Source organism: Vibrio sp. S234-5 (assembly GCF_000960595.1).
GTDB lineage: Bacteria > Pseudomonadota > Gammaproteobacteria > Enterobacterales > Vibrionaceae > Vibrio.
Genome location: NZ_JZAM01000133.1, coordinates 1 through 23,427, shown reverse-complemented (window position 1 = coordinate 23,427; position 23,427 = coordinate 1). Strand labels below are relative to the sequence as shown.

Genomic DNA, 23,427 nt, shown 5'->3' with positions numbered 1-23,427 from the left:
GGGTTAGAAGTTCCATAGCGCCTGAATGCCAGTGCTCAGGGTCCAAGTGTCCGCATCCGGTAGCCAAGCTTGGCGCTGCTGCGGCACGCCCTGAGCATCTTTGATCATGACGTTTTTCGGGTCTGACTCAAAGCGTTTCTCGTAGCCCATCATCACGTACCAAGCGAGCGATAGGCCCGGCATAATTCGGTAACTGAGTGAGGCTTCGGCCGAGGTACGGAAACCAAAATCATCAAACTGAACATTGGCAAAACGGCTGTTTTCCGTCACGCTCCACACGGGGATGCCCGCAGTCCAACGGCCGCTCACCCGCCAAGGACTCGCACCGTAGAGATGGCCGCTGTCATAGGCGATACCTGCGTCTAAAAAGATATCGGTCGATTTCTCTTCCCAAGTGCTGTCTTCACTAAACACCGGATTCACATAGCCATTTTCCCCGCGCAGCGCAAAACGCTTGTAGGTTTGATAGCTAAACGCAGGTCCCGCCACCAAGCGCCAATCGTCCTGCCATTTGTAATGCAGTAAAACCGTGGTTGAAGCCTTGGTGTACTCAAACTGGTTGGTTTGCATCAACTGACCACCTTGATGCCACTCTTCATCGGCAGAGGAGGGAGAAAACGTCGCCAGAGCATCAATGGAAAAATCAAACTGATCATTAATGCGATACAAACCACCGGAATTGAGCACCAGATTGGTGACGGTCACCTCAGACTGAGTCGCCGGGAAGTTTTCCTGATAGGTGATATTTTCCAAACCAAAGGTGAAGTAAGAGTAACCAAACTTGCTCTCCTGCGGCGCTTCTTGCGCAACAACCGAACCACTCAATACCACCAGCCAAGCTAACTGTTTCATTTACCTCTCCCTTTTCTTCGAATTTAGGGGCAGATGGTAGCGAGCTGAGCAGGTTTTCCAAGCCAACTAATGATAAAAAAATCAAAATATATTTTACGGTTTTTTTAACCTTTTCCGTGTCTTGCATCTTGAGCTCAAGCCTTTTAAATAGACGACAATTTTGTCTCTTCTTCCTCGGCTTAATGAAGAAGGGATCGGCATCAGCCATTCCATTGAACAAAAAGAGAATGAAAAGGGATCTCAGATGAAAAAGGTAAGTTTGCTGGCAGCGTCAGTGGCCATCGCTTTAACAGGTTGTGGCGGCTCAGACAGTGGTTCAGGTTCAAATGAAACCGTCGCACCAGGCGGCATTGTTGTGACAGGCTTTGATGGTTACTTTAACCAGGCGGTGGTGTTTGACGATATCAACAACAATGGTGACCTCGATCTTGATACCGATGATGTTTTCGGCCTGACAAACCAAAAAGGGCAAATCACACTTACCAAAGAGACAGCGATTAAAGGCTCACTGGCACTAAAAACACTTCGCCCAGGCGATGTTGATAAAAAACTGGCGGAAAAATTAGCGGCACTCAGCCCTGAAAACGACACTTACTCAGACTTCATGAACACCTACACAACCGATATGGATCATGAAGGTCAGCCAATGGCGAACTCTGTTGTGTTCCGTGCTCCAATCGCTGGTGAAAAAACGGACAGCAACATGGTCATTTCGCCAATTACTGACTTGGTTGCGATTGAAATGGGCAAAAATGCCAATCTTTCGCTTGAAGAAGCCAGTGCAAAAGTCAGTACGCTACTGGGTGCAACAGACGAGCAACCTATCAACCCGTTCTCGGATTTCGTCAAAGACGCCAAAACAAACCTTGCCAGTGCCAAGCTGCACAAAACTGCGCAAATCCTGACGGAATCGAAAGCGCAAGATCCAATTAAGTACACTGAAAATGCAACCACAATTGCGTCTACAGCAAAAGAACAAGCGCAAGAGATTGTGACTGAAGAGAACATTGGCAGTGATGAAGTGTTAAATACCACACCAGTGATCAATCCTTCAAAACCAGAGGCTGCGGTCACCAACTACAAACTGCTCGTTAATACGCAAGCAAAAGCAGAACTGGCAAATGACTTTGCCGCTCTTGATATCCAAGAAGGTGTCGCAGCAACACACACAATTACTCTTCCAGAGAATCTATTCGTTGACCGCTTTGATGGCGTTGAAACCTCAGTTGCCGCTTCCGCTGCTGAAATCAATGGCCAAGGCATCACGCTGACGCTCAACAACGGCGTGATTACCCTGACAACAGAAGCTGCGCTGCTCACCCAAGACACATTCACCGTCACAGTGACGGCTGACGATCGCGCAACAGCAAATGGCGACGTGCTGAACAAGTTGTCGGAAACCTTCAGCTTCACCGTAGAGCTTTCAAATACCGCACCAGAAGTGAATAGCGATGTTCAAGCATCACTGCAAACTCACATTAATACTTGGAAACTGGCACAAGGTGTCGAGTTCAAAAATGAGCTGGATACGTCTGGTCTGTTCACTGACCGTGAAGGTGATGAGCTCACTATCACAACCAACATTGAGACGGTAGTACCCGGCCTAACTTCTACGCTTGATAAAGCAACTGGCAAACTGGCTATCTCTGGTCGCCCAACATCGGCACATCCCGCACAACACTTTACCGTTATTGCGAATGATGGTCATGTAGCAACGCGCATCGTGTCTAATCCAGCCAGCTTTGATCTACCCGCCGTTACACAAGGTGAAATTAAGACCAATGCAACCGTACTGGCTGCTCTAAAAACAGAAGCGAGCACGTGGGAGCTGCAAGTCGGCCAGGTATTTGAGCAAACGCTGGATATTAGCAACCTGTTTGAAGATTCAATCAGTGGCAATCTCGAGTACTACGCTCACTACGCAGCACACGACAACACACCAGCGAAAAACCCAATTCCAGGGGTTAAAGTGTCGGTTGATGATTCTGGCCTAGTCACTTTAGCGGGCACTCCGACCGCAGAAACCAATGGTGTCATTTTGTATGTTGCCAAGGGTATTAATTTCTCTGGCGGTGAAGAGAACGACGTTGAATCAGAAATGGTTGAAATTCTCTTACCTAATGTGCAGCCAAGTGATGTAGCGCCAGAGCCTCCTACCGCTTCAATTGCAGACCTACAAAATAAGTTCCTTCACTTTGTTGAAGTGGGCAACAACGGTACAAACTACACAAGTGCTTGGTGTAACTCGATTTACTTTGATTCAACATCACAGAAGATTTACTGGAGCAAGCGAACAGACGTTAACAAGCAGTCTTGTATCGAAGACGACCTGAGCAACTACTACTCTGAGATTAGTTACACCATTGAGGGTGGTTTAATAAAATCAACCAACTTTGAGCAAGATGGTATGCAGTTCGAGCTGGTTGAAAGCTCTATTTATGATGATGAAATGTCAAACCATTACTTGGTCAAGTACAGCTACCTTGACGATGAAAGTGATGAGCTTGAATCTGTAACTGAAGTTTATGGTTACTACACGGATAAACGTGAAGTTGAAAAAGAAATTTATCAGCCAATCGGACGCTCAATGAATAATGCACCTTGGGTAGTAGGCCTTACACACACTGTGATTGATGGTAAGATCCAAGAATTTGATGTGAGTGGTATTGTTCAACAATTTGAGTATGAGGGTACAAATGGCCAAATTCATACTTATACCTCAGCCTCCCTCTACGCAGAAGATACACATGCGTGTGATGTGCTGAAAAACGACTACACAATCAGCGTAATGGGATCTAACGACGCAGCAAACTCTTACTTTGTGAACCCAGCATTCAAAAATGACAACGGTTGTTATTTGAACATGCATCCCTTCAATCAAGAAGAAGCGATTCCAGCTGGACTTTACACTATCGAGGCTAAACCTAATCGCCTTGATGAAGGTGAGCGAGTGATCTTCAGCTTTAAGAAGTAACATTGTAAAAGCCCCGCATCGCGGGGCTTATTTTTTGGTTTTCTCAGTTTTTTTGTGAATTCAGCTACTTAACGCACAACACATTCAACAGCGAAGAGCCTTTTAGCTGCGTGATGCGGCCATCGGTAAACAGCCCTTTTTTCCCACGCCCCCAATACGGCAGATGAATCGGCCAACTTTGGGTCTCCATCACTCGCGAATCCAGCAAAGTGCGAAACTCTTCATCGGTGGCAAGGCGCATGTCGATGCTCGCGCACACCACGCCAGCCCCTTCGTAATCTAAGCGATTCCACGCTTGGTTGTGCTCCATGTAAAACTGGTGGTCATCGTCAAGCACATAAGGCACGGCGTAGGTACGTCCTTTAAGCTCAGCTTGACGGCGGATTTCAATATCAGGCGTATCACCTTGTTTCACCAGCGTTTTGGGCGCGGCCGTTGCCAGCGGTGCTTTGGCAGCAGGCGCAGTTTGGCTTGGCGCTGGAGCGAGCTTCGCGGCCACTGGTTTTGCGGGCGTCTTGGCAGGCATTTTCTCTATGGGTTTTGTCACCGAGGCAGCGTTCGATTTCGCCGTTTGCATTGGCGCAGTTGACTCCACCATACGGATAAAGGCCTCTTTATAGGTCGGCAAGCTGCGCACGCGCTTTAAATCTGTGCTCGCTTGGTCAAAGGATTGATAAGGGCCAATTAAGCAGCGGTAGCCCTTATTCTCAGGCTTCATCCAAATGTCGGTCGTGATCTGTTTATACAGCGGCTTGGCGTTATCCAGCGACATCGGCTTACTTAAAATACCGCACTGGATCCAGAAATAATCCGCTTTGCCGCCACTGGGCACTTTTTTTCCCCATACCCCTGCGCCAATTGGGCAATGTTTGTCCAGCATCGGCAATTCATTGCTGCTGGCTTGAGTGGCCTCACATAAGAACTCAGCGGCCTGAGCGGAGAAACTTGCCACTAAAGAGTAAATCAACACGCCGAGCCATAATCCTTTGAGGCCAATCCGTGGTCGTCGCATCGCCTTTTTCCTTTCCATACGCTTCACTCTACCTATCGTCAATGAACTTATCGGCAACGGTCTATTGAGCACCGCTACGGTGAATAAAAAATGACAAGCAAAAAAAGAGCCGTAATGGCTTACGACTCTTAGTTTAGGTAGATTTTCGATTATAAATCAATCAGCTCAGATCACCCTTTGTAGATTTTCGGGTTGAAAACATCGCGTAACCAGTCGCCTAGCAAGTTAATCACCAGTACCAAGGTAACCAATACAACACCTGGGAAGGCGGTGATCCACCACGCACCAGAGAAGATGTAGTTAAAACCGATACTGATGAGCGCGCCAAGCGAAGGTTGGTCCACCGGCAAACCTAAGCCAAGGAAAGACAGGGCCGCTTCCGACATAATCGCGTTAGCCACCTGCACGGTGGAAATCACCAAAATCGGCGACAAACAGTTAGGCAGAATGTGGCGGAACATAATGCGCGGCGCTTTAAAGCCCATCACGCGCGCCGCTTCGACATACTCTTTCTTCTTCTCGGCCAAAACGGAGGCACGAATGGTACGCGCATACTGCGGCCACTCGGCCACACCGATGATCACCACCAGCATCACCACCGCATACTGGCTGTAGAAATCACTGCCAAAACTGGCTTTAAAAATCGCCGAGACAATGATCGCCACCATCATGGTGGAGAAAGAGAGCTGAATATCCGCAAAGCGCATCAGGAAGTTATCGATACGGCCACCGAAATAACCTGCCGACAAACCGATGATGATGCCAAGGAACATCTGCAACGCTACCGCAAGGAAACCAATGGTCAGCGACAAACGCGAGCCATACAGCATGGTGGAAAGAATATCGCGTCCTTGCTCGTCCGTACCAAGCAGGAATTTTTCATCGCCGCCTTCCATCCACGAAGGGGGCAACTCGGCATCCATAATATCGATGGAAGAGAGATCATAAGGGTTAGTTGGCGCAATCAGCGGCGCGGCCAACGCAAGCAGCAAGCAGAGCATAAAGATACCAAAGCTGGTCATCGCCACTTTGTCGCGCTTGAAATAGTAAAGAAAATCCGATTGCTTAAAACGCTCCAACATTGAAGGAGCTTGAGCGACTTGTGACATGATTAGGCTCCTTTTCCGGTTAAATTCACAGTTGGGTTGATCAGACCATACAGCAGGTCGACGATGGTATTGGTCACCACGAAAATCAGCCCGACAAAGATAACGTAAGCGGTGATCAGCGGCGTATCGACGCGGTTGATCGCTTCAAGGAAAAGAAAACCCGTCCCCGGCCACTGGAACACGGTTTCGGTCAAAATGGTGTAGGCCACCATGGTCCCAATCTGCACCCCACCGACCGTGAGTACTGGCAGCATGGTATTTTTTAGCGCATGTTGGTAATAAATTTTGTTCAGCGCCAGCCCTTTCGCCTTGGCAAATTTGATGTATTCAGAACTCAGCACTTCCAGCATTTCTGAGCGCACCAGACGAATAAACAGCGGCAGCATGATCGACGCCAGCGCAATACATGGCAGCACTAAGTGTTTCAAACCGTCAATAGTAAAGAAACCAGACTCCCAGCCGAGCAAGTTGTAGGTCTCACCTCGCCCATAAGACGGCAGCCATTGCAATTCGATTGAGAAGACGTACATCAACATAATCGCGGTGAGAAAGACCGGGATCGAGATGCCAATACTACTGCCCGCCATGACAATCTTGGTAAAAAGGCTCTTGGGGTGAATCGCCGAATAGACGCCCAAAGGAATAGAAAAAACGATGATAAGTAACGTCGCACCAAACACCAGTTCCAGCGTCGCTACCAATTTATCCAGAATCACTTCAACCGCTGGGCGCTTGAAGAAATAAGAGGTGCCTAAGTCGCCCTGCACCGCAGCGCTGACAAAGCGAGTGTATTTTGTGATAAAGGGATCATTTAAGCCCAGCTCATCGCGCAGCGCTTGCCGCTCGGCTTCTGAAACTGACTGGCCCACAAGCTCACGCAGCGGGTCGCCCAGGTTATCCTGAATGGCAAACGCCACCAAACTGATCACAAACATCACTATCAGTGCCTGAAACAGGCGCTTGACCAGAAACGAAAACATTCCTTGCCCCTTTAACTATCCATGACTATGTGTGTCTAGAGCGACAATCACACAAGAATTCAGCCTGAAAATGGCACTCAACCCGACTGAAACAAAGCTCAGTGCCGAAAACAATCCCAGCCTTCGATCGCTCGAAGGCTGGGCGAGTACTTCGCGCAGAATTACTCTTTAACCACCAAGTCACCAAAGTATGGGAAGTCCATCGCGTTGACGATTGGTTTGATGTCCAGCGTAGATTTTGCGCCCCACGCTAGGTTTTGCCAGTGTAGAGGAACGAACGCCGCCTCGTTGTACAGCGTTGCTTCGACTTTCTGTAGCATCGCTGCACGTTTGGCCGGATCGGTTTCTACGTTTGACGCCTCAACCAACTTGTCGACTTCAGGGTTCGAGTAGTGACCACAGTTGTACTGGCCTTTACCCGTCGCTTCGTTACGCGTCATGGTGAGGAATTCAGAGAAGTTCGCCGAATCTTCCGTATCTGAGTGCCAGCCGATCATCAACAAGTCTGCCGCACACTTATCAAACTCTGGCCAGTACTGCGCTTTTGGCATGGTTTTCAGATCGACTTTAATGCCGATCTTCGACAGCATGGCCGCCGCAGCTTGCGCTACTTTGGCATCATTCACGTAGCGGTTGTTCGGCGCAATCATCGTCAGAGTCAAGCCTTTCTCATAGCCCGCTTCTTTCATCAGTTGCTTAGCTTTTTTCAGATCAAAACGAGGAACGAGATCCGCTTTGTAGCCTGCATAACCTTCAGGACCTTGCTGACCTGCTGCGGTTGCAAAACCTTTCATGATCTTGTCAACGATACCTTGGTTGTTGATCGCATGGACGATCGCTTGACGCACACGTACATCTTTCAGCGCTTCGTTACTGTTTTGGTTCATCTGGAACGTAATGATGCGCGTACCCGGTAGCGTCACGAGATCAATGCCTTTCGCGTCTTGCACGCGTTGGTGATCGTTCGGTGCCACTGGCGCAATCATATCGACACCGCCAGACAACAGCGCAGCAACACGGGTCGCATCTTCTTTGATCGGAACCAAAGTCAGCTTGTTCACGTTACCTTTTGACTCTTTGTCCCAGTAGTCTTTGAAGCGTTCAAACTCAACCTTCACGCCCTGTTCACGCGAAGTAACGATGAATGGACCTGTCCCTGAAACGTGGGTAGACGCGTATGAGTTGCCGTGTTTTACCACTTCAGACTTGTCTTTGCCGTCCGCCGTAGTGCCTGAGTAGAACTTACTGTCCATTGGGAAGATGTAGGTCGCAGTTTGCAGCACCAGCGGGTAAGCGCCTTTTGAGACCAACTCAATGGTGTAATCATCCACTTTGGCCATTTTTTCATACGGTTCAAAAATAGCTTTGAAATCTGGCGAGTTTTGCAGACGGTTGAAGGTCCAAACCACATCATCTGCCGTCAGTTCGTTACCTGAGTGGAATTTCACGCCTTTACGTAGGTGGAAGCGGTACGTTGTCTCATTAACACGTTCCCATTTTTCAGCCAAGCGTGGTTCAAAATCCAATTTTTGTGTGTAACGAACTAGTGGATCAAACACCATGTGTGACATTTGCAGGGTGCCACCAGACAACTGCTCATGTGGGTCAAGTGACACTGGATCTGCATCATAAGCAACTTTAATGTCTGCGGCCACAGCGCTCAGGCTAAGGCCTGCTGCCATTAAAGCGACCACTAGTTTGCTTTTCATGGTTTTCATTGCATAACTCCTTATGCGGGAATCCGAATCCCTAGTTGTTGTATTTGCGTCTGTTATTGTGCCAAGCAAGCTTGGTTATGCCGTTCTCACCTCTTCCCTCAACCCCACAAACTCTGGCATTAAGGAAATCAGGTGTTTACTGTACTCATGTTGCGGAGAACGGAATAGATGCTCAGTCGGAGCAACTTCCAGCAAGGTTCCCATCTGCATCACGCCCACTCGATCGCACATTTGGCGAATGACGGGCAGATCGTGGCTGATAAACAACATGGTTAAGTTCAGTTCGCTTTGTAAATCTTTGAGCAAATTGAGGATCTGCGCTTGTACCGACACATCCAATGCTGAGGTCGGTTCATCACAGATCAAAAGACGAGGTCGAGTCGCCAACGCACGCGCAATCGAAATGCGCTGACGCTGACCACCGGAAAACTCATGCGGATATTTCACCCCAGCCATTTTGCCTAAGCCGACGTGCTCAAGCAGATCGTTGACGATCTGGCGCGTTTCCGCTTCGCCGTTGGTCAGTTTATGGAAACGGATCGGCTCGGCGATGATGTCGAAAATTTTCATGCGCGGGTTCATCGACGTGTAGGGGTTTTGGAACACCATCTGCATTTGGCGACGCAGCGGACGACGCGCTTTCTCTGACTTCAGTGCAGTCAGGTCAATCCCTTCAAACGACACTTTTCCAGAGTTTGGCGTATACAAACCAGCAATCACACGCGCAATCGTCGATTTACCCGAACCAGACTCACCCACCAAACCAAAGGTTTCCCCTTCATGCACTTGGAAGCTGACGTTGTTTGACGCCTGCACATACTCGCGGCGGCTCTCAAACAGCGAATCTTTAGTCACAAAGCGCAGATTAACGTTTTCCACATTCAGCAGCGGACCAGAATATTTTCTTTGGTCTTCACTTTGTCCCAACCAGTGGTTTTTGATATCCAGCGGCTTAAGTTCTTTTGCTTCTTCGATGTAGCTCACCAACGGGAAACGATCGAGCTTCATGTCCGAACGCGGCACCGCCGAAATCAAACTGCGCGTGTAAGGGTGATCAGGATCACCGAGTACTTTGGCGGTGGGGCCAAATTCAACTAAATCACCACGGTACATCACCGCAACACGGTCAGTGACATTAGAAACCACGCCCATGTCGTGCGTTACCAGCATACAACCGACATTGTGCTTAATGCAGAGATCGCGGATCAGGTTGAGAATCTGATCTTGGATGGAAACGTCCAATGCGGTAGTCGGCTCATCGGCGATGATGAGATCGGGCTCGCCCGCAAGGGCAATCGCAATTACCACACGTTGACGCATCCCGCCAGAAAATTGATGCGGATACTGCTTTAAACGGTTTTCTGGCTGCGGAATACCCACTTGCTTCATCAGCGACAGTGCGCGTTTATACGCTTCATTCTCAGATACCTTCATGTTGGCATGAATGGTTTCGGTCAGTTGCTGCTCAACGGTAAACAGTGGGTTGAGAGAAGTCATCGGATCTTGGAAGATAAAACCGATTTTGGAACCACGCACACTGCGCATGGCTTCCGGTGAGAGGCCAGAAATTTTTTCACCATCAAGAAACACATCACCGCTGGCAATACGGCCCGGAGGACTCAGCAAATCGATCACCGCATTACCCACGGTCGATTTACCGGCACCAGATTCGCCCACCACTCCGACGATTTCGCCTCGTTCAATATTGAACGACAGCGATTTCACCGCCGCGTGTACGCCGTGACGAGATGGATATTCGATACGAAGATTTTTCACTTCCAATAGTGACATTTCAGACCTCTACTGCCTTGTCTGTGGTTGCAACAGCCAGCTAAAGCTATCCAACACTTCAATGATTCCATTCTGATTTCAGCATAATCCTCTGAAATTCAGGTCGGGAGACAATTTGGCAAAAAACACACAAAAAAGCAACAATTAAAGTATAAAGCGCGTCATAAAAGCCCTAATCAGGCATATATATCGCATACGCATTCATTAACAGTTATTTAACTGAGCAAAGAAATGGAATTTTTTGTGTGCTGCTTAGCATTTATTGCAGCAAAATACTCTAAACATACCTAACATCTAAATCTTGAGAAAAACGACATTTAGGGCAAGTGAATATTAACAAAAACAAAACAACACACCATCTCATAAGTCAAACGACAGCGAATAATCTTAATGCGTAACTAGTCATTAAGAATAAAGTTCTACATATCCAACAAGAGACTTCGCCATACAATCGACTTTATCTCAGCAGATGGGAATATCGACCAATTCCAAAACCGTTCACACGACAAGCGACTTTTCACCTCTCTCCTCAAACAGAGGGTTCTGCTAAGCAAAACATTGAGTTAGCGTAAGAGCTGGCGCGACAAATAAAAAATATAGTCAAGGACTTGCATTGCAGCGAATGGATTTAGCAGCAATGATCAACATTGAGAGGTTGACCAAAGTTTGACAACGAGGAAAATCGAAAAGTGCCTGCGGCGATCCGACCCGAGTGCGATCACGCCGGAGCTTAGTTTCTAAAAGCAAATGTAAAAAAGCCCCGTCATTGCTGACGAGGCTTTAAAGAGTGGTCGGTGAAGAGGGATTCGACGCGGCTGGGCTTCCAGACCCCGACCCGAGTGCGGGTACGCCGGAGACTAGTTCCAAAAAGCAAATGTAAAAAAGCCCCGTCATTACTGACGAGGCTTTAAAGAGTGGTCGGTGAAGAGGGATTCGACGCGGCTGGGCTTCCAGACCCCGACCCGAGTGCGGGTACGCCGGAGACTAGTTCCAAAAAGCAAATGTAAAAAAGCCCCGTCATTACTGACGAGGCTTTAAAGAGTGGTCGGTGAAGAGGGATTCGAACCCCCGACCCTCTGGTCCCAAACCAGATGCGCTACCAAGCTGCGCTATTCACCGACGAATGGGGTGGCTAACGGGACTCGAACCCGCGACAACCGGAATCACAATCCGGGACTCTACCAACTGAGCTATAGCCACCATCAATTTGTGTAACCGGCTGTTTGCCGAACTAGTCACGCTATCAAAGCCTAACTATTAAATAGTGGTCGGTGAAGAGGGATTCGAACCCCCGACCCTCTGGTCCCAAACCAGATGCGCTACCAAGCTGCGCTATTCACCGACGAATGGGGTGGCTAACGGGATTCGAACCCGCGACAACCGGAATCACAATCCGGGACTCTACCAACTGAGCTATAGCCACCACTAAAACTTTTTACCGATAAAACCTTCCGGGAAATGGCGCGCCCGAAAGGATTCGAACCTTCGACCTTTGGCTCCGGAGGCCAACGCTCTATCCAGCTGAGCTACGGGCGCATGCCCTATCGGCGGAGTGGAATAATACGTAGTTCACACTATATCGTCTAGTACTTTTTTTAGTTTTTTTTCCGTTTGGTCTCTTTTTCATCAGTTGTTTGCGAATAAACGATACCTTGTGATGTGATTTAGCCCTTGTAGCTGATAACTTGTTGTTTATTGCAACAACTTATCGGGATATAATCACCCAATATTTACATTGATTTAACAGCCGTGACCGCCGTTAGATCAAAACCGCACTCTAACTATATAAATGTAGGTGAAATTAATCGCTTACCCTGGGAATGTGAAGTGAGTTTAATGGATATGTCTCGACGAATGATTAGCGTTTTGTTCGCTGCTTTAACCTTTTCTACGGCGGCTTTTGCTTCCAATGTAAGTCAGTCTGAATATGATGCCATCGCAGAGCGCATCAAGCCTGTCGGTAATGTGTATATTGCAGGCAGTGAACCTGTGGTCGCAGAACCCACAGGCCCCCGCGATGGTGCGAAAGTCTACGGTACTTTCTGTATTGCATGTCACGCCACTGGCGTCACTGGCGCACCCAAAACTGGCAATGCAGAGGATTGGGGCCCGCGTATCGCTCAAGGTAAAGACGTGTTGAAAAACCACGCGATCAACGGCTTCAACGCCATGCCTGCCAAAGGTACTTGTATGGATTGTTCCGACGAGGAAATTGTTGCCGCGATTGAGCACATGATCGCGGGCCTATAAGTGCCAACAAACATGATTAAGGGCTTGGTGATATGACCAAGCCCTTTTTATTACTTTTTGTTGAACATCGCTCGTAGATTTGCAATATGGGCTTGACCTTTTGCCATACGCTCTTCTTGTGTAACGGGCTTTTTCGTTGCCTCCCATTCGACATCATCAAAAGGCAACTCATCGAGAAAACGACTTTGCGTGGGTTTGAGTAACTCGCCATATTGGCGACGCTCTTTACACATCACAAAGGTTAACTCTCGTTGTGCTCGGGTAATGCCGACGTACATCAAACGGCGCTCTTCCTCAACGTTATCTTCATCAATACTGGTTTGATGGGGTAAAATTCCCTCTTCGGCACCAATTAAGTAGACATAAGGGAACTCGAGCCCTTTCGAAGCATGCAAGGTCATCAACTGCACCGCATCGCTGTCATCGTTTTCTTCACCGCGTTCCATCATGTCGCGCAGTGTCAAGCGTTGCACTACTTCCTTCAGCGTTTTCTCTTCTTGGTCGTAATTGTCCCCTTCGAGATCCGACACAATCCAAGAATAGAGATCGGAGACGTTTTTCATGCGCATTTCTGCCGCTTTCGGGCTGGTCGAGGTTTCGTACAACCAGTCTTCATAGTGGATATCGCGCACCAGAGAGCGAACCGCTTCAACGGTATCCCCACGCTCTGCCTGATCGGCGATGGCCACTAACCACTGAGTAAAACGGCGTAAGTTCTCCAACCCTCTGCCCGTCAAATGCTGTTCCAATCCAAGCTCAAAGCTCGCTTCAAACAAACTTTTCCCGCGCATGTTGGCGTAGCTGCCGAGTTTTTCAAGCGTCACTGGACCTATCTCACGTTTCGGTGTATTGACGATGCGTAAAAAGGCGTTGTCATCATCCGGATTCACCAAGACACGCAAATACGCCATGATGTCTTTGATTTCTGCCCGAGCAAAAAATGAGGTGCCGCCAGACAACTTGTACGGTACTCGGTTTTGCATCAGCGATTTTTCAATCAAGCGTGATTGATGGTTACCCCGGTACAAAATGGCGTAGTCGCCATAATCGGTACGATTGAGAAATTTATGCGCAATGATTTCGCCAGTCACGCGCTCCGCTTCGTGCTCGTCATTGTTTGCTAGAAGAACTTTAAGCTTCTCTCCATCAGGGATTTCCGAGAACAGGGACTTTTCGTAAACGTGGGGGTTATTCGCAATCAATATATTGGCGGCGCGCAAAATTCGGCTGGTCGAGCGATAGTTTTGCTCCAGTTTAATAAGGCGTAAATTGGGGTAGTCTTGGCCAAGCAGAACCAAGTTCTGTGGTTTAGCGCCGCGCCAGGAGTAGATGGATTGATCGTCATCGCCCACAACGGTTAAGCGGCCTCTTTCGCCCACCAGCAGTTTCACTAATTCGTATTGGCTGGTATTAGTATCTTGATACTCATCAACCAACAGATAACGAATCCGATTCTGCCAATAGTGGCGCACCTCTTCGTTACTACGCAGCAAAAGTACCGGAAGTAAAATTAAATCGTCAAAATCCAATGCGTTATAAGCGCGCATCTGTTTCTGGTACATTTCAAAACAAAAAGCAAAAAGTTGCTGCTGCTCACCTTGCGCATACGCTTTCGCTTGCTCTGGGCTCAACATGTCGTTTTTCCAGTTGGAGATAGTACTCATTAACTGGCGCAAGAGATCTTTGTCCCCATCAAGCTGTTTTTCCGTCAGCTCTTTGAGCAGTGCTAACTGGTCTTGGTCATCAAACAGAGAGAAACCGGATTTAAGCCCCAAGTGTCGATATTCACGTTTAATAATGTTTAGCCCCAGGGTATGAAATGTCGAGACCATCAACCCTTTCGCTTCCGCTTTTCCCAGGGTTTGGCCGACGCGCTCTTTCATTTCCCGTGCGGCTTTATTGGTAAAGGTGACCGCAGCAATATTGCGCGCCTTATAACCACACTGCTGCACCAAATAGGCTATTTTGTTGGTGATCACTCGGGTTTTACCTGAACCAGCACCAGCAAGGACTAAGCAGGGCCCTGATACATATTTAACGGCTTCGTCTTGTCTTGGGTTCAGTTTCATTGCGCTATCTACGTTCAATATAAAGATGGCGCTTATGATAATGCGACCCTGTACAGATTGCCATGACCACACCGAATTAGATTGTTACTCATAAAATGAGATATTTTCTTGCCAGAATGCTGATTGTTTACGCTATAATGAATGAACGTTCATTCATTGATAAGGTTAATTCTTTCATGGTGAATTATGTCTCCAGATGAACATTTCGATAAACGTCAGCAAATTTTGAGTGCCGCCGAAAAGCTGATCGCAGAATTTGGTTTTCAAGGTTTATCGATGAGCAAATTAGCCAAAGAGGCGGGAGTCGCGGCAGGGACTATTTATCGGTATTTTACCGATAAAGAGCACCTGCTCGATGAGCTGCGACTGCGCATTACCCGCCGAGTCGCCACCGCAGTGCAAGCGAATGTGAGTGACGACATGCCGCTGAAACAACGTTATCGCACAATGTGGTTTAACACTTGGAATTTAGCGGCATCCAATCTGTCTACGATTAGCAACCGAGTTCAATATGATTCACTGCCTTGTTCTCGTAGTCCAAAAACTCGCGAACAAGAAAAGCAGATGTTTCATCAAGTCTCTCGGCTATTTAATCAGGGCAAAGAGCAAGGAGTGTTCAAACCACTGGACAATGAAATTCTGTTTGCTCTGAGCCTAGAAACCAGTATTCAGCTGTCTAGAAAACACGCATTCGGCCTTTATCAGCTTGACGAAGCAGCGCAGAAATCAGCTGTCGAAGCAAGTTGGGATGCCATTATCAATCACTAATTGGAGTTCTTAAAAGAATGAAAAAGTGGACCTTCTTTATGTTACTTATCGCCATTCTGCTGTTTGGCAGCGTGATAGGTTTCAATCTCTTCAAACAGCAGAAAATCGCCGAATACATGGCGAACCGTCCTGAACCGGAGTTTCCGGTTACCGTGACCGAGGTCAAAGCCGTTGACTGGGTGCCAGTGATCGAAGCGATTGGTTTTATCGAACCCAATCAGGGCGTGACCGTTGCCAATGAAACCAGCGGTGTGATCAAGCAGATCACTTTTGAATCGGGCACCCAAGTCAAAGAAGGACAACCTTTGCTCCTACTCGACTCTGATGTCGAGAAAGCGAATCTGAAGAGCGCTCAGGCCAGACTTCCAGCCGCACAAGCGAAATACAAACGTTATCAAGGGCTGTATGAGAAAGGCTCTATTTCTAAAGAGTCCTATGACGACGCAGAAGCGAACTACTATTCACTGCAAGCGGATATCGAAAGCCTGAAAGCGTCGATTGATCGCTTGGAAGTCAAAGCGCCGTTCTCCGGTGTGATCGGTATTCGTAATGTGTATCTTGGTCAATATCTCCAAGCAGGCTCTGACATTGTGCGTCTAGAAGACACCAGCGTGATGCGTCTGCGCTTTACTGTGCCGCAAACCGACATCTCGCGTATTTTTATCGGCCAAGAGGTCGACATTTTTGTCGATTCTTACCCACAGACACCTTTCAAAGGCTCGATTACGGCCATCGAACCGGCTGTCAGTGTGCAAAGTGGCTTGATCCAAGTGCAAGCGGACATCCCGAACAATGATGGCAAACTGCGTAGCGGTATGTTTGCGCGCGCTAATATCATCCTGCCAAAACAGGAAAATCAGGTGACTCTGAACCAAACGGCCATTACGTACACCTTGTACGGTGACAATGTTTACATTGTGACAGAGCAAGATGGCGTCAAGCGTGTGCAACAACACGTGGTCAAAGTTGGCGAGCGCACACATGACATCGCGCATATTCTGGAAGGCGTGAAACCGGGTGACATCGTGGTCACCTCAGGACAAATTCGTCTGAGCAATGGTGCTAAAGTGCGTATCGTCGAGAGCGATGCGACTACAACACCAGCCGAAACCCCAATGCTTTAAGCGGAGGCATCATGCGCTTTACTGATGTTTTTATTAAACGTCCAGTGCTTGCGGTATCGATCAGCTTTTTAATCGCACTGCTTGGTTTGCAAGCCGTGTTCAAAATGCAAGTGAGCGAATACCCCGAAATGACCAACACGGTCATTACTGTGACGACTGGCTACTACGGTGCCAGTGCCGACCTGATCCAAGGCTTTGTCACACAGCCCTTGGAGCAAGCCGTGGCACAAGCCGATAATATCGATTTCATGACATCACAATCGGTACTGGGTAGCTCTACGATTACCGTTACGATGAAACTGAACACGGATCCAAACGCCGCCTTGGCTGATGTTTTGGCCAAAACCAACTCGGTTCGTTCACAGTTACCCAAAGAGTCTGAAGACCCGACGGTAACTATGTCGACCGGTTCGACAACGGCGGTACTGTATATCGGTTTCACCAGTGATGAGCTGGAGTCAAGCCAAATCACCGACTATCTTGAACGGGTGATCAATCCTCAGCTTTATGCCATCAACGGCATCTCCAGCATCAACTTGTATGGAGGGATGAAATATGCCCTGCGTATTTGGCTGGATCCAGCGAAGATGGCAGCCTTAAACCTGACCGCAACCGACGTCAACAGCGTCTTGAGCGCCAACAACTATCAATCGGCGACAGGTCAGGCTATTGGTGAGTTCGTACTGTACAACGGCAGTGCCGACACTCAAGTATCGAATGCTGAAGAGCTGAAACGTTTGGTGGTCAAAACCGAAAACGGCAACGTGACCCGTTTAGGTGACATTGCCAAGGTAACCTTAGCCAAAAGCCATGACACCTACCGTGCCAGCGCCAATGGCCAAGAAGCGGTGGTGGCGGCAATCAACGCGGCACCAAGCGCCAACCCAATCAACATCGCCAAAGATGTGTTAGACGTGTTGCCTGAATTGAAAAAGAACATGCCTAGCAACATCACCATGAACGTGCTGTATGACTCAACGGTTGCGATTAACGAATCGATTCATGAGGTTATCAAAACCATCGTTGAAGCGGCGCTGATCGTACTGGTGGTCATTACCGTATTCCTTGGCTCGTTCCGCGCAGTGATTATACCAATCGTCACCATTCCTCTGTCACTGATTGGCGTGGCAATGGTGATGCAAGCGATGGGCTTTTCTTGGAACTTAATGACGCTATTGGCAATGGTGTTGGCGATCGGCCTGGTGGTGGATGATGCGATCGTGGTACTAGAGAACGTTGACCGCCACATTAAAGAGGGTGAATCTCCCTTCCGTGCAGCCATTATTGGTACGCGTGAAATCGCGATTCCGGTCATTGCAATGACGCTAACATTGGGTGCGGTATACGCGCCAATCGCGCTAATGGGCGGTATCACTGGTGCTCTGTTTAAAGAGTTTGCCCTAACGCTGGCAGGTTCGGTCTTTGTTTCCGGTATCGTCGCGCTGACGCTCTCGCCGATGATGTGTTCAAAAATGCTCAAGGCCAATGAGACACCGAATCGCTTTGAGCAGACGGTGCATCATTTCCTTGATCGTATGACCAATCGCTATGGCCGTATGTTGCAGGCGGTGATGGCGCATCGCCCAGTGGTGTTGGCATTTGCGGTGATTGTATTCGCTAGTTTGCCCGTGCTGTTTAAATTTATCCCGAGCGAACTTGCTCCGTCAGAGGACAAAGGCGTGGTCATGTTGCTGGGCACGGGTCCTTCTAATGCCAACCTAGACTACCTCTCTAATACCATGGCGGACGTGAACAAAATTCTCTCGGATCAGCCTGAGGTTCAGTTTGCACAGGTGTTCACTGGTATTCCAAATACCAACCAAGCATTTGGTATTGCGTCTATGGTGCCTTGGAGCCAACGTGAGGCCAGCCAAGCAGAAGTGACCAACCGAGTCGGCCAATTGGTACAGGATATTCCAGGCATGGCGGTAACCGCTTTCCAGATGCCTGAACTACCCGGCGCGGGTTCTGGTTTGCCAATTCAGTTTGTCATCACCACACCGAATGCGTTTGAAAGCCTGTTCACCATTGCAACCGATGTGTTGACCGAAGTGCAGAGCAGCCCTCTGTTCGTCTATTCGAACTTGGATCTGAACTACGATTCGGCGACGATGAAAATCAACATCGACAAGGACAAAGCCGGTGCCTATGGCGTCACCATGCAAGACATTGGTATCACGTTAGGCACTATGATGGCGGATGGTTACGTCAACCGCATCGACCTCAATGGCCGTTCGTATGAAGTAATCCCACAAGTTGAGCGTAAATGGCGTCTTAATCCAGAATCAATGAAGAACTACTACGTTCGCGCGGCGGATGGTAAAGCGGTACCGCTGAGTAGTTTGATCACCATTGATGTGGTGGCCGAGCCACGTGCACTTCCTCACTTCAATCAGTTGAACTCAGCCACTGTCGGCGCTGTGCCGTCTCCGGGCACGGCAATGGGTGATGCGATTACCTGGTTTGAGAACATCGCCGATACTAAGTTACCGAAAGGCTATAGCCATGACTACATGGGTGAGGCTCGTCAGTACGTCACGGAAGGCAGCGCACTGTACGCAACGTTTGGTTTAGCGCTGGCCATCATCTTCTTGGTTCTGGCGATTCAGTTTGAATCGATTCGTGATCCTCTCGTTATTATGGTCTCGGTACCGCTAGCGATTTGTGGTGCTCTGATTGCGTTGGCCTGGGGCCTCGCAACGATGAACATCTACTCACAAGTGGGCTTGATCACTCTGGTTGGTCTGATCACCAAGCACGGTATCCTGATTTGTGAGGTCGCTAAGGAAGAGCAGTTACACAATAAACGCTCGCGTATCGAAGCGGTCATGGAAGCGGCCAAAGTGCGTCTTCGCCCAATCCTGATGACCACGGCAGCGATGATAGCAGGCTTGATTCCACTGATGTACGCCACGGGTGCAGGCGCAGCCCAACGATTCAGTATCGGTATTGTTATCGTGGCAGGTCTAACGATTGGTACTCTGTTTACGCTGTTCGTACTGCCCGTAATTTACAGCTACTTAGCAGAAAAACATAAACCACTGCCTATCTTTGTCGAAGATAAAGATCTAGAGAAACTCGCGCGAATTGACGAAGCCAAAGCGGCACAACGCCAAATTGCAGGGCAACAGTAACTCTCAGAGGCTCAACAAAAGGTCACTTCGGTGACCTTTTTTATTTTGGCTGTTGCGCATTTTTACCCTCTCACTAGCGACTTTTATCATCCAATTACTTAGAATGAGCACAAAGATACAGGAGTTAACCCCACATGTTTGATGCCAAGAAACTAGAGCAGATCGCCAAACAAATTCATGATTCCATGCCACAACCCGTGAAAGATCTGGGTGCGGATGTTGAGCAAAAAGTTCGTCAAGTCATCCAAGGGCAGCTGAACAAGCTCGATGTTGTTAGCCGAGAAGAGTTCGATGTGCAAACGCAAGTTCTGCTGCGTACACGACAAAAACTCAGTGAAATGGAAAAGAAACTGGCCGAGTTAGAAGCAAAGCTAGCGGATAAATAACCACCCAGTTCACCCTGACACTAAATGAAAAGGCTTGCCCATAAAATGAGCAAGCCTTTTATTTTGATGTTGTGTTTGATTTTGTATTTATTGACCCCAGTCTGTCTGGAGTTCTGTGGTAGAGAATGAAGATGAATCTGCGTTGAGTTCACCTTCATCCACTCCTAAATTTCGCTCAATTAACCGCCAACTGCGATACGTTTCATGTCCGTCATGTAACCACGCAGTTCCTCACCGATGTACTCAACTGGATGGTTGCGGATGACTTCGTTGACCTTGATAAGCGTCGCATTATCAACCTGATTGGAGGTTTCACCCAACCCTTTGCCGATCACGTCAGTGCCGACTTTTGGCATAAACTTCTCACGCAGCAGCGGTGTGGCGACATTAGCAAACAGGTAGTTGCCGTATTCCGCCGTGTCAGAAATAACCACGTTCATTTCGTACAGACGCTTACGAGCGATGGTGTTCGCAATCAGTGGCAACTCGTGTAGCGATTCATAGTACGCAGACTCATCGATGATGCCAGAAGCCGTCATCGCTTCAAACGCCAACTCAACCCCAGCGCGCACCATAGCAATCATCAGGATACCGTTGTCAAAATATTCTTGCTCAGAAATTTCCACATCCGTTGCCGGGTAGTTTTCAAACGCCGTCTCACCTGTTTCTGCACGCCAGCCCAGTAGGTTTGCATCGTCATTCGCCCAATCCGCCATCATGGTGCTAGAAAAATGACCAGAAATGATGTCGTCCATGTGTTTGTTGTACAGTGGACGCAGCAGATCTTTCAGCTCTTCCGACAGATCAAACGCTTTGATTTTTGCTGGGTTAGACAGACGATCCATCATATGGGTGATGCCGCCAAACTTAAGCGCTTCAGTCACCGTTTCCCAACCGTACTGCAAAAGCTTACCGGCGTAGCCTGGGTCGATGCCTTCTGCAACCATCTTCTCGTAGCACACGATAGAGCCCGCTTGTAGCATGCCACACAGAATAGTCTGCTCACCCATGAGATCTGATTTCACTTCAGCAACGAAAGAAGACTCTAGACAACCTGCACGGTGACCACCAGTCGCCGCCGCCCAAGCTTTGGCAATGTCCCAACCCTCACCTTTCGGATCGTTCTCAGGATGAACCGCAATCAGTGTCGGAACACCAAAGCCACGTTTGTATTCTTCGCGAACTTCGGTCCCTGGGCATTTAGGCGCAACCATCACAACCGTTAAATCTTTGCGAATTTGCATCCCTTCTTCAACCACGTTAAAGCCGTGTGAATAACCCAGCGCCGCCCCTTCTTTCATCAAAGGCATCACGGTTTCAACGACATTGCTGTGCTGTTTATCAGGCGTTAGGTTGATAACCAAGTCAGCGTGCGGGATCAACGCTTCATAGCTACCCACTTCAAAACCATTCTCTTTCGCGTTTTTGTAAGATTGACGTTGCTCGTCAATCGCCGCTTGGCGTAGTGCATAGGCAACATCAAGACCGGAGTCACGCATATTTAAACCTTGGTTTAAACCTTGCGCACCACAACCCACGATGACCACTTTTTTCCCTTTCAGATAATCAGCTTCTGTTGCAAATTCGCTGCGATCCATAAAACGACAACGACCTAATTGGTCCAACTGCTCACGAAGATTCAGAGTATTGAAATAGTTAGCCATCGGGCTCTCCTTAAAAATCATCCATACAGGTCGGTAGCTCACCTACCGAATAAGTTCATACTAAAACAGGCAGAAGGTTGCTGAAAGTGATATATTCACAACCAGTTCTTGCGATTAATGCAACATAAGAGTTCACATGAACATAAAGACATTACAACTGTTTCTCCATCTTTGCGACAGTATGAGTTTCAGTAAAACGGCCGCATCTATGCACGTTAGTCCATCAGCTTTAAGTCGCCAAATTCAAAAATTGGAAGAAGAGATAGGGCATGCCTTATTTGTGCGTGATAACCGCAGTGTGGAGCTCACCCCAGTTGGCAGCAAATTACTGCCTGTCGCCATGCGTATGCTCAACGAATGGCGCCAATTTCAAGCCCAGCTCGGCGATCAGGAAAGCGAGTTAAAAGGCGAAATTCGCCTGTTCTGCTCAGTGACAGCGAGCTACAGTCACCTACCTGAACTCCTCAATGCCTTTCGCCTCAAACACCCTTATATTGAGTTCAAACTGCTCACTGGAGACCCTGCTCAAGCGATCGATAAAATTCTGCATGACGAAGCAGACATTGCGATTTCTGCCATGCCCGAGAATCTGCCATCACGAGTCGAATTTACGACTATCAGTGAAATACCGCTATCGGTGATTGCCCCCATAGGCATCAGCAGTTTTGTAGAGGAGATACAGAAAGAGCAACCCGACTGGAGCCGAGTGCCATTTATAGTCCCTGAGGCTGGAACCGCCCGAGACCGAGCGAACAGTTGGTTTAAAAAAATGAAAATTAAACCCAATATTTACGCTCAAATTGCAGGACATGAAGCGATTGTCAGCATGGTCGCCCTAGGATGCGGTGTCGGCATCGCGCCAGATGTAGTGATCAACAACAGCCCAGTACGAGAGAAAGTGCAGCGGTTGTCATTTTCTCCAGTTAAACCTTTCAAGCTTGGAGTTTGCTGTAAACGTTCACAGCTTGATGAACCATTAGTCCGAGCTTTGTGGCGTGTCGTTACATCCAAACTCAGTATTGTTGATTGAGACGGTCCTCAAGATCCCGAGTCATGTGGGGCTGAAGGCAAGTAACTCCAATCTAAGTAAAGTATGATCTAATTAAGGCCATTCAACGATAGAGCTTATTCGCCATGGATAACCTTAATAATATCAACTTCAAAAAACTCGCTAGCCAGCAAAAATCCATTCAAATGAAAATGAGATTACTGGCTCTTGCTCATTTCAAAGATGGGCATTCTCGCACCCAAATCGCCAAGTTTCTCAAGGTAAGCCGTACCAGTGTCAACAAGTGGGTTCAAACCTTCCTTCAAGAAGGGCTAGAGGGACTTAAGGAAAAGCCAAGAACAGGAAGACCTCCCTTCTTAACCCCTGAGCAAAAAGAGCGACTAAGCCAATACATAAAAGACAAGGCTGATAATATACAGGGCGGACGACTTACCGGGGCCGACATCCACGCTTATATCGCGAAAGAATTTGGCAAACACGACCACCCCGACTCTATCTATTATCTGCTCGATCACATGGGGTTTTCATGGATAACTTCCTGCTCAAAACACCCCAAGCAATCTCAAGAAGTCCAAGACGATTTTAAA

General features: G+C 48.2%; 16 protein-coding genes and 5 tRNA genes. 8 read left to right on the top strand and 13 right to left on the bottom strand.

Annotation, left to right across the window (positions count from 1 at the left end):
- Positions 1-3 precede the first annotated feature (3 nt).
- Positions 4-852 carry an outer membrane beta-barrel protein gene (locus UF06_RS05725; RefSeq protein ID WP_045569589.1) on the bottom strand — a complete coding sequence of 283 codons (849 nt, stop codon included), beginning with the start codon at positions 850-852 and terminating at the stop codon, positions 4-6.
- Positions 853-1,096: 244 nt separating this feature from the next.
- On the opposite strand from UF06_RS05725, the gene UF06_RS05720 reads away from it, so the two are divergent.
- Positions 1,097-3,826, top strand: a complete 2,730-nt coding sequence (locus UF06_RS05720) for a hypothetical protein (RefSeq protein WP_045569588.1) — start codon at positions 1,097-1,099, stop codon at positions 3,824-3,826.
- 64 nt (positions 3,827-3,890) lie between these two features.
- Here the strand turns inward: UF06_RS05720 and UF06_RS05715 are convergent, their stop codons facing one another.
- The 10 genes from UF06_RS05715 to UF06_RS05670 form a co-directional block, all read right to left on the bottom strand.
- Complete coding sequence (locus UF06_RS05715; protein WP_045569587.1) at positions 3,891-4,856, bottom strand: SPOR domain-containing protein; 966 nt, start codon at positions 4,854-4,856, stop codon at positions 3,891-3,893.
- A 152-nt stretch (positions 4,857-5,008) separates the two neighbouring features.
- Positions 5,009-5,947, bottom strand: coding sequence for an ABC transporter permease (locus tag UF06_RS05710; protein WP_039422505.1), 939 nt, complete (start codon positions 5,945-5,947; stop codon positions 5,009-5,011).
- A gap of 2 nt (positions 5,948-5,949) precedes the next feature.
- A complete protein-coding gene (locus tag UF06_RS05705) occupies positions 5,950-6,927 on the bottom strand; it encodes an ABC transporter permease (protein ID WP_039422502.1) in 978 nt (325 codons plus the stop codon).
- Positions 6,928-7,088: 161 nt separating this feature from the next.
- Positions 7,089-8,645 carry an ABC transporter substrate-binding protein gene (locus tag UF06_RS05700; protein ID WP_045569586.1) on the bottom strand — a complete coding sequence of 519 codons (1,557 nt, stop codon included), beginning with the start codon at positions 8,643-8,645 and terminating at the stop codon, positions 7,089-7,091.
- Positions 8,646-8,720: 75 nt separating this feature from the next.
- Positions 8,721-10,436 (bottom strand): ABC transporter ATP-binding protein, encoded by a 1,716-nt coding sequence (locus UF06_RS05695; protein WP_045569585.1) that lies wholly within the window; start codon positions 10,434-10,436, stop codon positions 8,721-8,723.
- Between the two features lie 1,042 nt (positions 10,437-11,478).
- Positions 11,479-11,555: transfer RNA gene (locus tag UF06_RS05690), tRNA-Pro, on the bottom strand.
- Positions 11,556-11,560: 5 nt separating this feature from the next.
- A tRNA-His gene (locus UF06_RS05685) sits at positions 11,561-11,636 on the bottom strand.
- Positions 11,637-11,701: 65 nt separating this feature from the next.
- Positions 11,702-11,778: transfer RNA gene (locus UF06_RS05680), tRNA-Pro, on the bottom strand.
- Between the two features lie 5 nt (positions 11,779-11,783).
- Positions 11,784-11,859 (bottom strand) — tRNA-His (locus tag UF06_RS05675).
- A gap of 36 nt (positions 11,860-11,895) precedes the next feature.
- A tRNA-Arg gene (locus UF06_RS05670) sits at positions 11,896-11,972 on the bottom strand.
- Positions 11,973-12,272: 300 nt separating this feature from the next.
- Between UF06_RS05670 and UF06_RS05665 the strand changes: the two genes are divergently transcribed.
- Positions 12,273-12,686, top strand: coding sequence for a cytochrome c5 family protein (locus UF06_RS05665; protein ID WP_045569584.1), 414 nt, complete (start codon positions 12,273-12,275; stop codon positions 12,684-12,686).
- 50 nt (positions 12,687-12,736) lie between these two features.
- On the opposite strand, the gene rep is transcribed toward UF06_RS05665, so the two are convergent.
- Positions 12,737-14,755, bottom strand: a complete 2,019-nt coding sequence (gene rep / locus UF06_RS05660) for a DNA helicase Rep (RefSeq protein ID WP_045569583.1) — start codon at positions 14,753-14,755, stop codon at positions 12,737-12,739.
- 186 nt (positions 14,756-14,941) lie between these two features.
- Between rep and UF06_RS05655 the strand changes: the two genes are divergently transcribed.
- From UF06_RS05655 to UF06_RS05640, 4 genes are all read left to right on the top strand, one after another.
- Positions 14,942-15,523: a TetR/AcrR family transcriptional regulator gene (locus UF06_RS05655; RefSeq protein ID WP_045569582.1), complete on the top strand. Its 582-nt coding sequence runs from the start codon at positions 14,942-14,944 to the stop codon at positions 15,521-15,523.
- 17 nt (positions 15,524-15,540) lie between these two features.
- Positions 15,541-16,647, top strand: a complete 1,107-nt coding sequence (locus UF06_RS05650) for an efflux RND transporter periplasmic adaptor subunit (protein WP_045569581.1) — start codon at positions 15,541-15,543, stop codon at positions 16,645-16,647.
- A gap of 11 nt (positions 16,648-16,658) precedes the next feature.
- Positions 16,659-19,781 carry a multidrug efflux RND transporter permease subunit gene (locus UF06_RS05645; RefSeq protein WP_045569580.1) on the top strand — a complete coding sequence of 1,041 codons (3,123 nt, stop codon included), beginning with the start codon at positions 16,659-16,661 and terminating at the stop codon, positions 19,779-19,781.
- A 134-nt stretch (positions 19,782-19,915) separates the two neighbouring features.
- Positions 19,916-20,167 (top strand): accessory factor UbiK family protein, encoded by a 252-nt coding sequence (locus UF06_RS05640; RefSeq protein ID WP_045569579.1) that lies wholly within the window; start codon positions 19,916-19,918, stop codon positions 20,165-20,167.
- Between the two features lie 179 nt (positions 20,168-20,346).
- Here UF06_RS05640 and ilvC read toward each other — a convergent pair whose 3' ends face one another.
- On the bottom strand, positions 20,347-21,831 hold the full coding sequence (gene ilvC, locus UF06_RS05635; RefSeq protein WP_045569578.1) for a ketol-acid reductoisomerase: 1,485 nt from the start codon (positions 21,829-21,831) through the stop codon (positions 20,347-20,349).
- Between the two features lie 136 nt (positions 21,832-21,967).
- Here ilvC and ilvY point away from each other — a divergent pair, with 136 nt between their 5' ends.
- Together ilvY and UF06_RS05625 are read left to right on the top strand one after the other, a co-directional pair.
- A complete protein-coding gene (ilvY, locus tag UF06_RS05630) occupies positions 21,968-22,861 on the top strand; it encodes an HTH-type transcriptional activator IlvY (RefSeq protein ID WP_045569577.1) in 894 nt (297 codons plus the stop codon).
- Between the two features lie 104 nt (positions 22,862-22,965).
- A partial coding sequence (locus UF06_RS05625; RefSeq protein WP_045569576.1) for a helix-turn-helix domain-containing protein occupies positions 22,966-23,427 on the top strand: 462 nt, incomplete at its 3' end.

Excerpts from the sequence above, each read along its gene's own strand:
- UF06_RS05725 (WP_045569589.1), bottom strand. The coding sequence starts at position 852 with ATGAAACAGTTAGCTTGGCTGGTGGTATTGAGTGGTTCGGTTGTTGCG.
- UF06_RS05720 (WP_045569588.1), top strand. The coding sequence starts at position 1,097 with ATGAAAAAGGTAAGTTTGCTGGCAGCGTCAGTGGCCATCGCTTTAACA.
- UF06_RS05715 (WP_045569587.1), bottom strand. The coding sequence starts at position 4,856 with ATGGAAAGGAAAAAGGCGATGCGACGACCACGGATTGGCCTCAAAGGA.
- UF06_RS05710 (WP_039422505.1), bottom strand. The coding sequence starts at position 5,947 with ATGTCACAAGTCGCTCAAGCTCCTTCAATGTTGGAGCGTTTTAAGCAA.
- UF06_RS05705 (WP_039422502.1), bottom strand. The coding sequence starts at position 6,927 with ATGTTTTCGTTTCTGGTCAAGCGCCTGTTTCAGGCACTGATAGTGATG.
- UF06_RS05700 (WP_045569586.1), bottom strand. The coding sequence starts at position 8,645 with ATGAAAACCATGAAAAGCAAACTAGTGGTCGCTTTAATGGCAGCAGGC.
- UF06_RS05695 (WP_045569585.1), bottom strand. The coding sequence starts at position 10,436 with ATGTCACTATTGGAAGTGAAAAATCTTCGTATCGAATATCCATCTCGT.
- UF06_RS05665 (WP_045569584.1), top strand. The coding sequence starts at position 12,273 with ATGGATATGTCTCGACGAATGATTAGCGTTTTGTTCGCTGCTTTAACC.
- rep (WP_045569583.1), bottom strand. The coding sequence starts at position 14,755 with ATGAAACTGAACCCAAGACAAGACGAAGCCGTTAAATATGTATCAGGG.
- UF06_RS05655 (WP_045569582.1), top strand. The coding sequence starts at position 14,942 with ATGTCTCCAGATGAACATTTCGATAAACGTCAGCAAATTTTGAGTGCC.
- UF06_RS05650 (WP_045569581.1), top strand. The coding sequence starts at position 15,541 with ATGAAAAAGTGGACCTTCTTTATGTTACTTATCGCCATTCTGCTGTTT.
- UF06_RS05645 (WP_045569580.1), top strand. The coding sequence starts at position 16,659 with ATGCGCTTTACTGATGTTTTTATTAAACGTCCAGTGCTTGCGGTATCG.
- UF06_RS05640 (WP_045569579.1), top strand. The coding sequence starts at position 19,916 with ATGTTTGATGCCAAGAAACTAGAGCAGATCGCCAAACAAATTCATGAT.
- ilvC (WP_045569578.1), bottom strand. The coding sequence starts at position 21,831 with ATGGCTAACTATTTCAATACTCTGAATCTTCGTGAGCAGTTGGACCAA.
- ilvY (WP_045569577.1), top strand. The coding sequence starts at position 21,968 with ATGAACATAAAGACATTACAACTGTTTCTCCATCTTTGCGACAGTATG.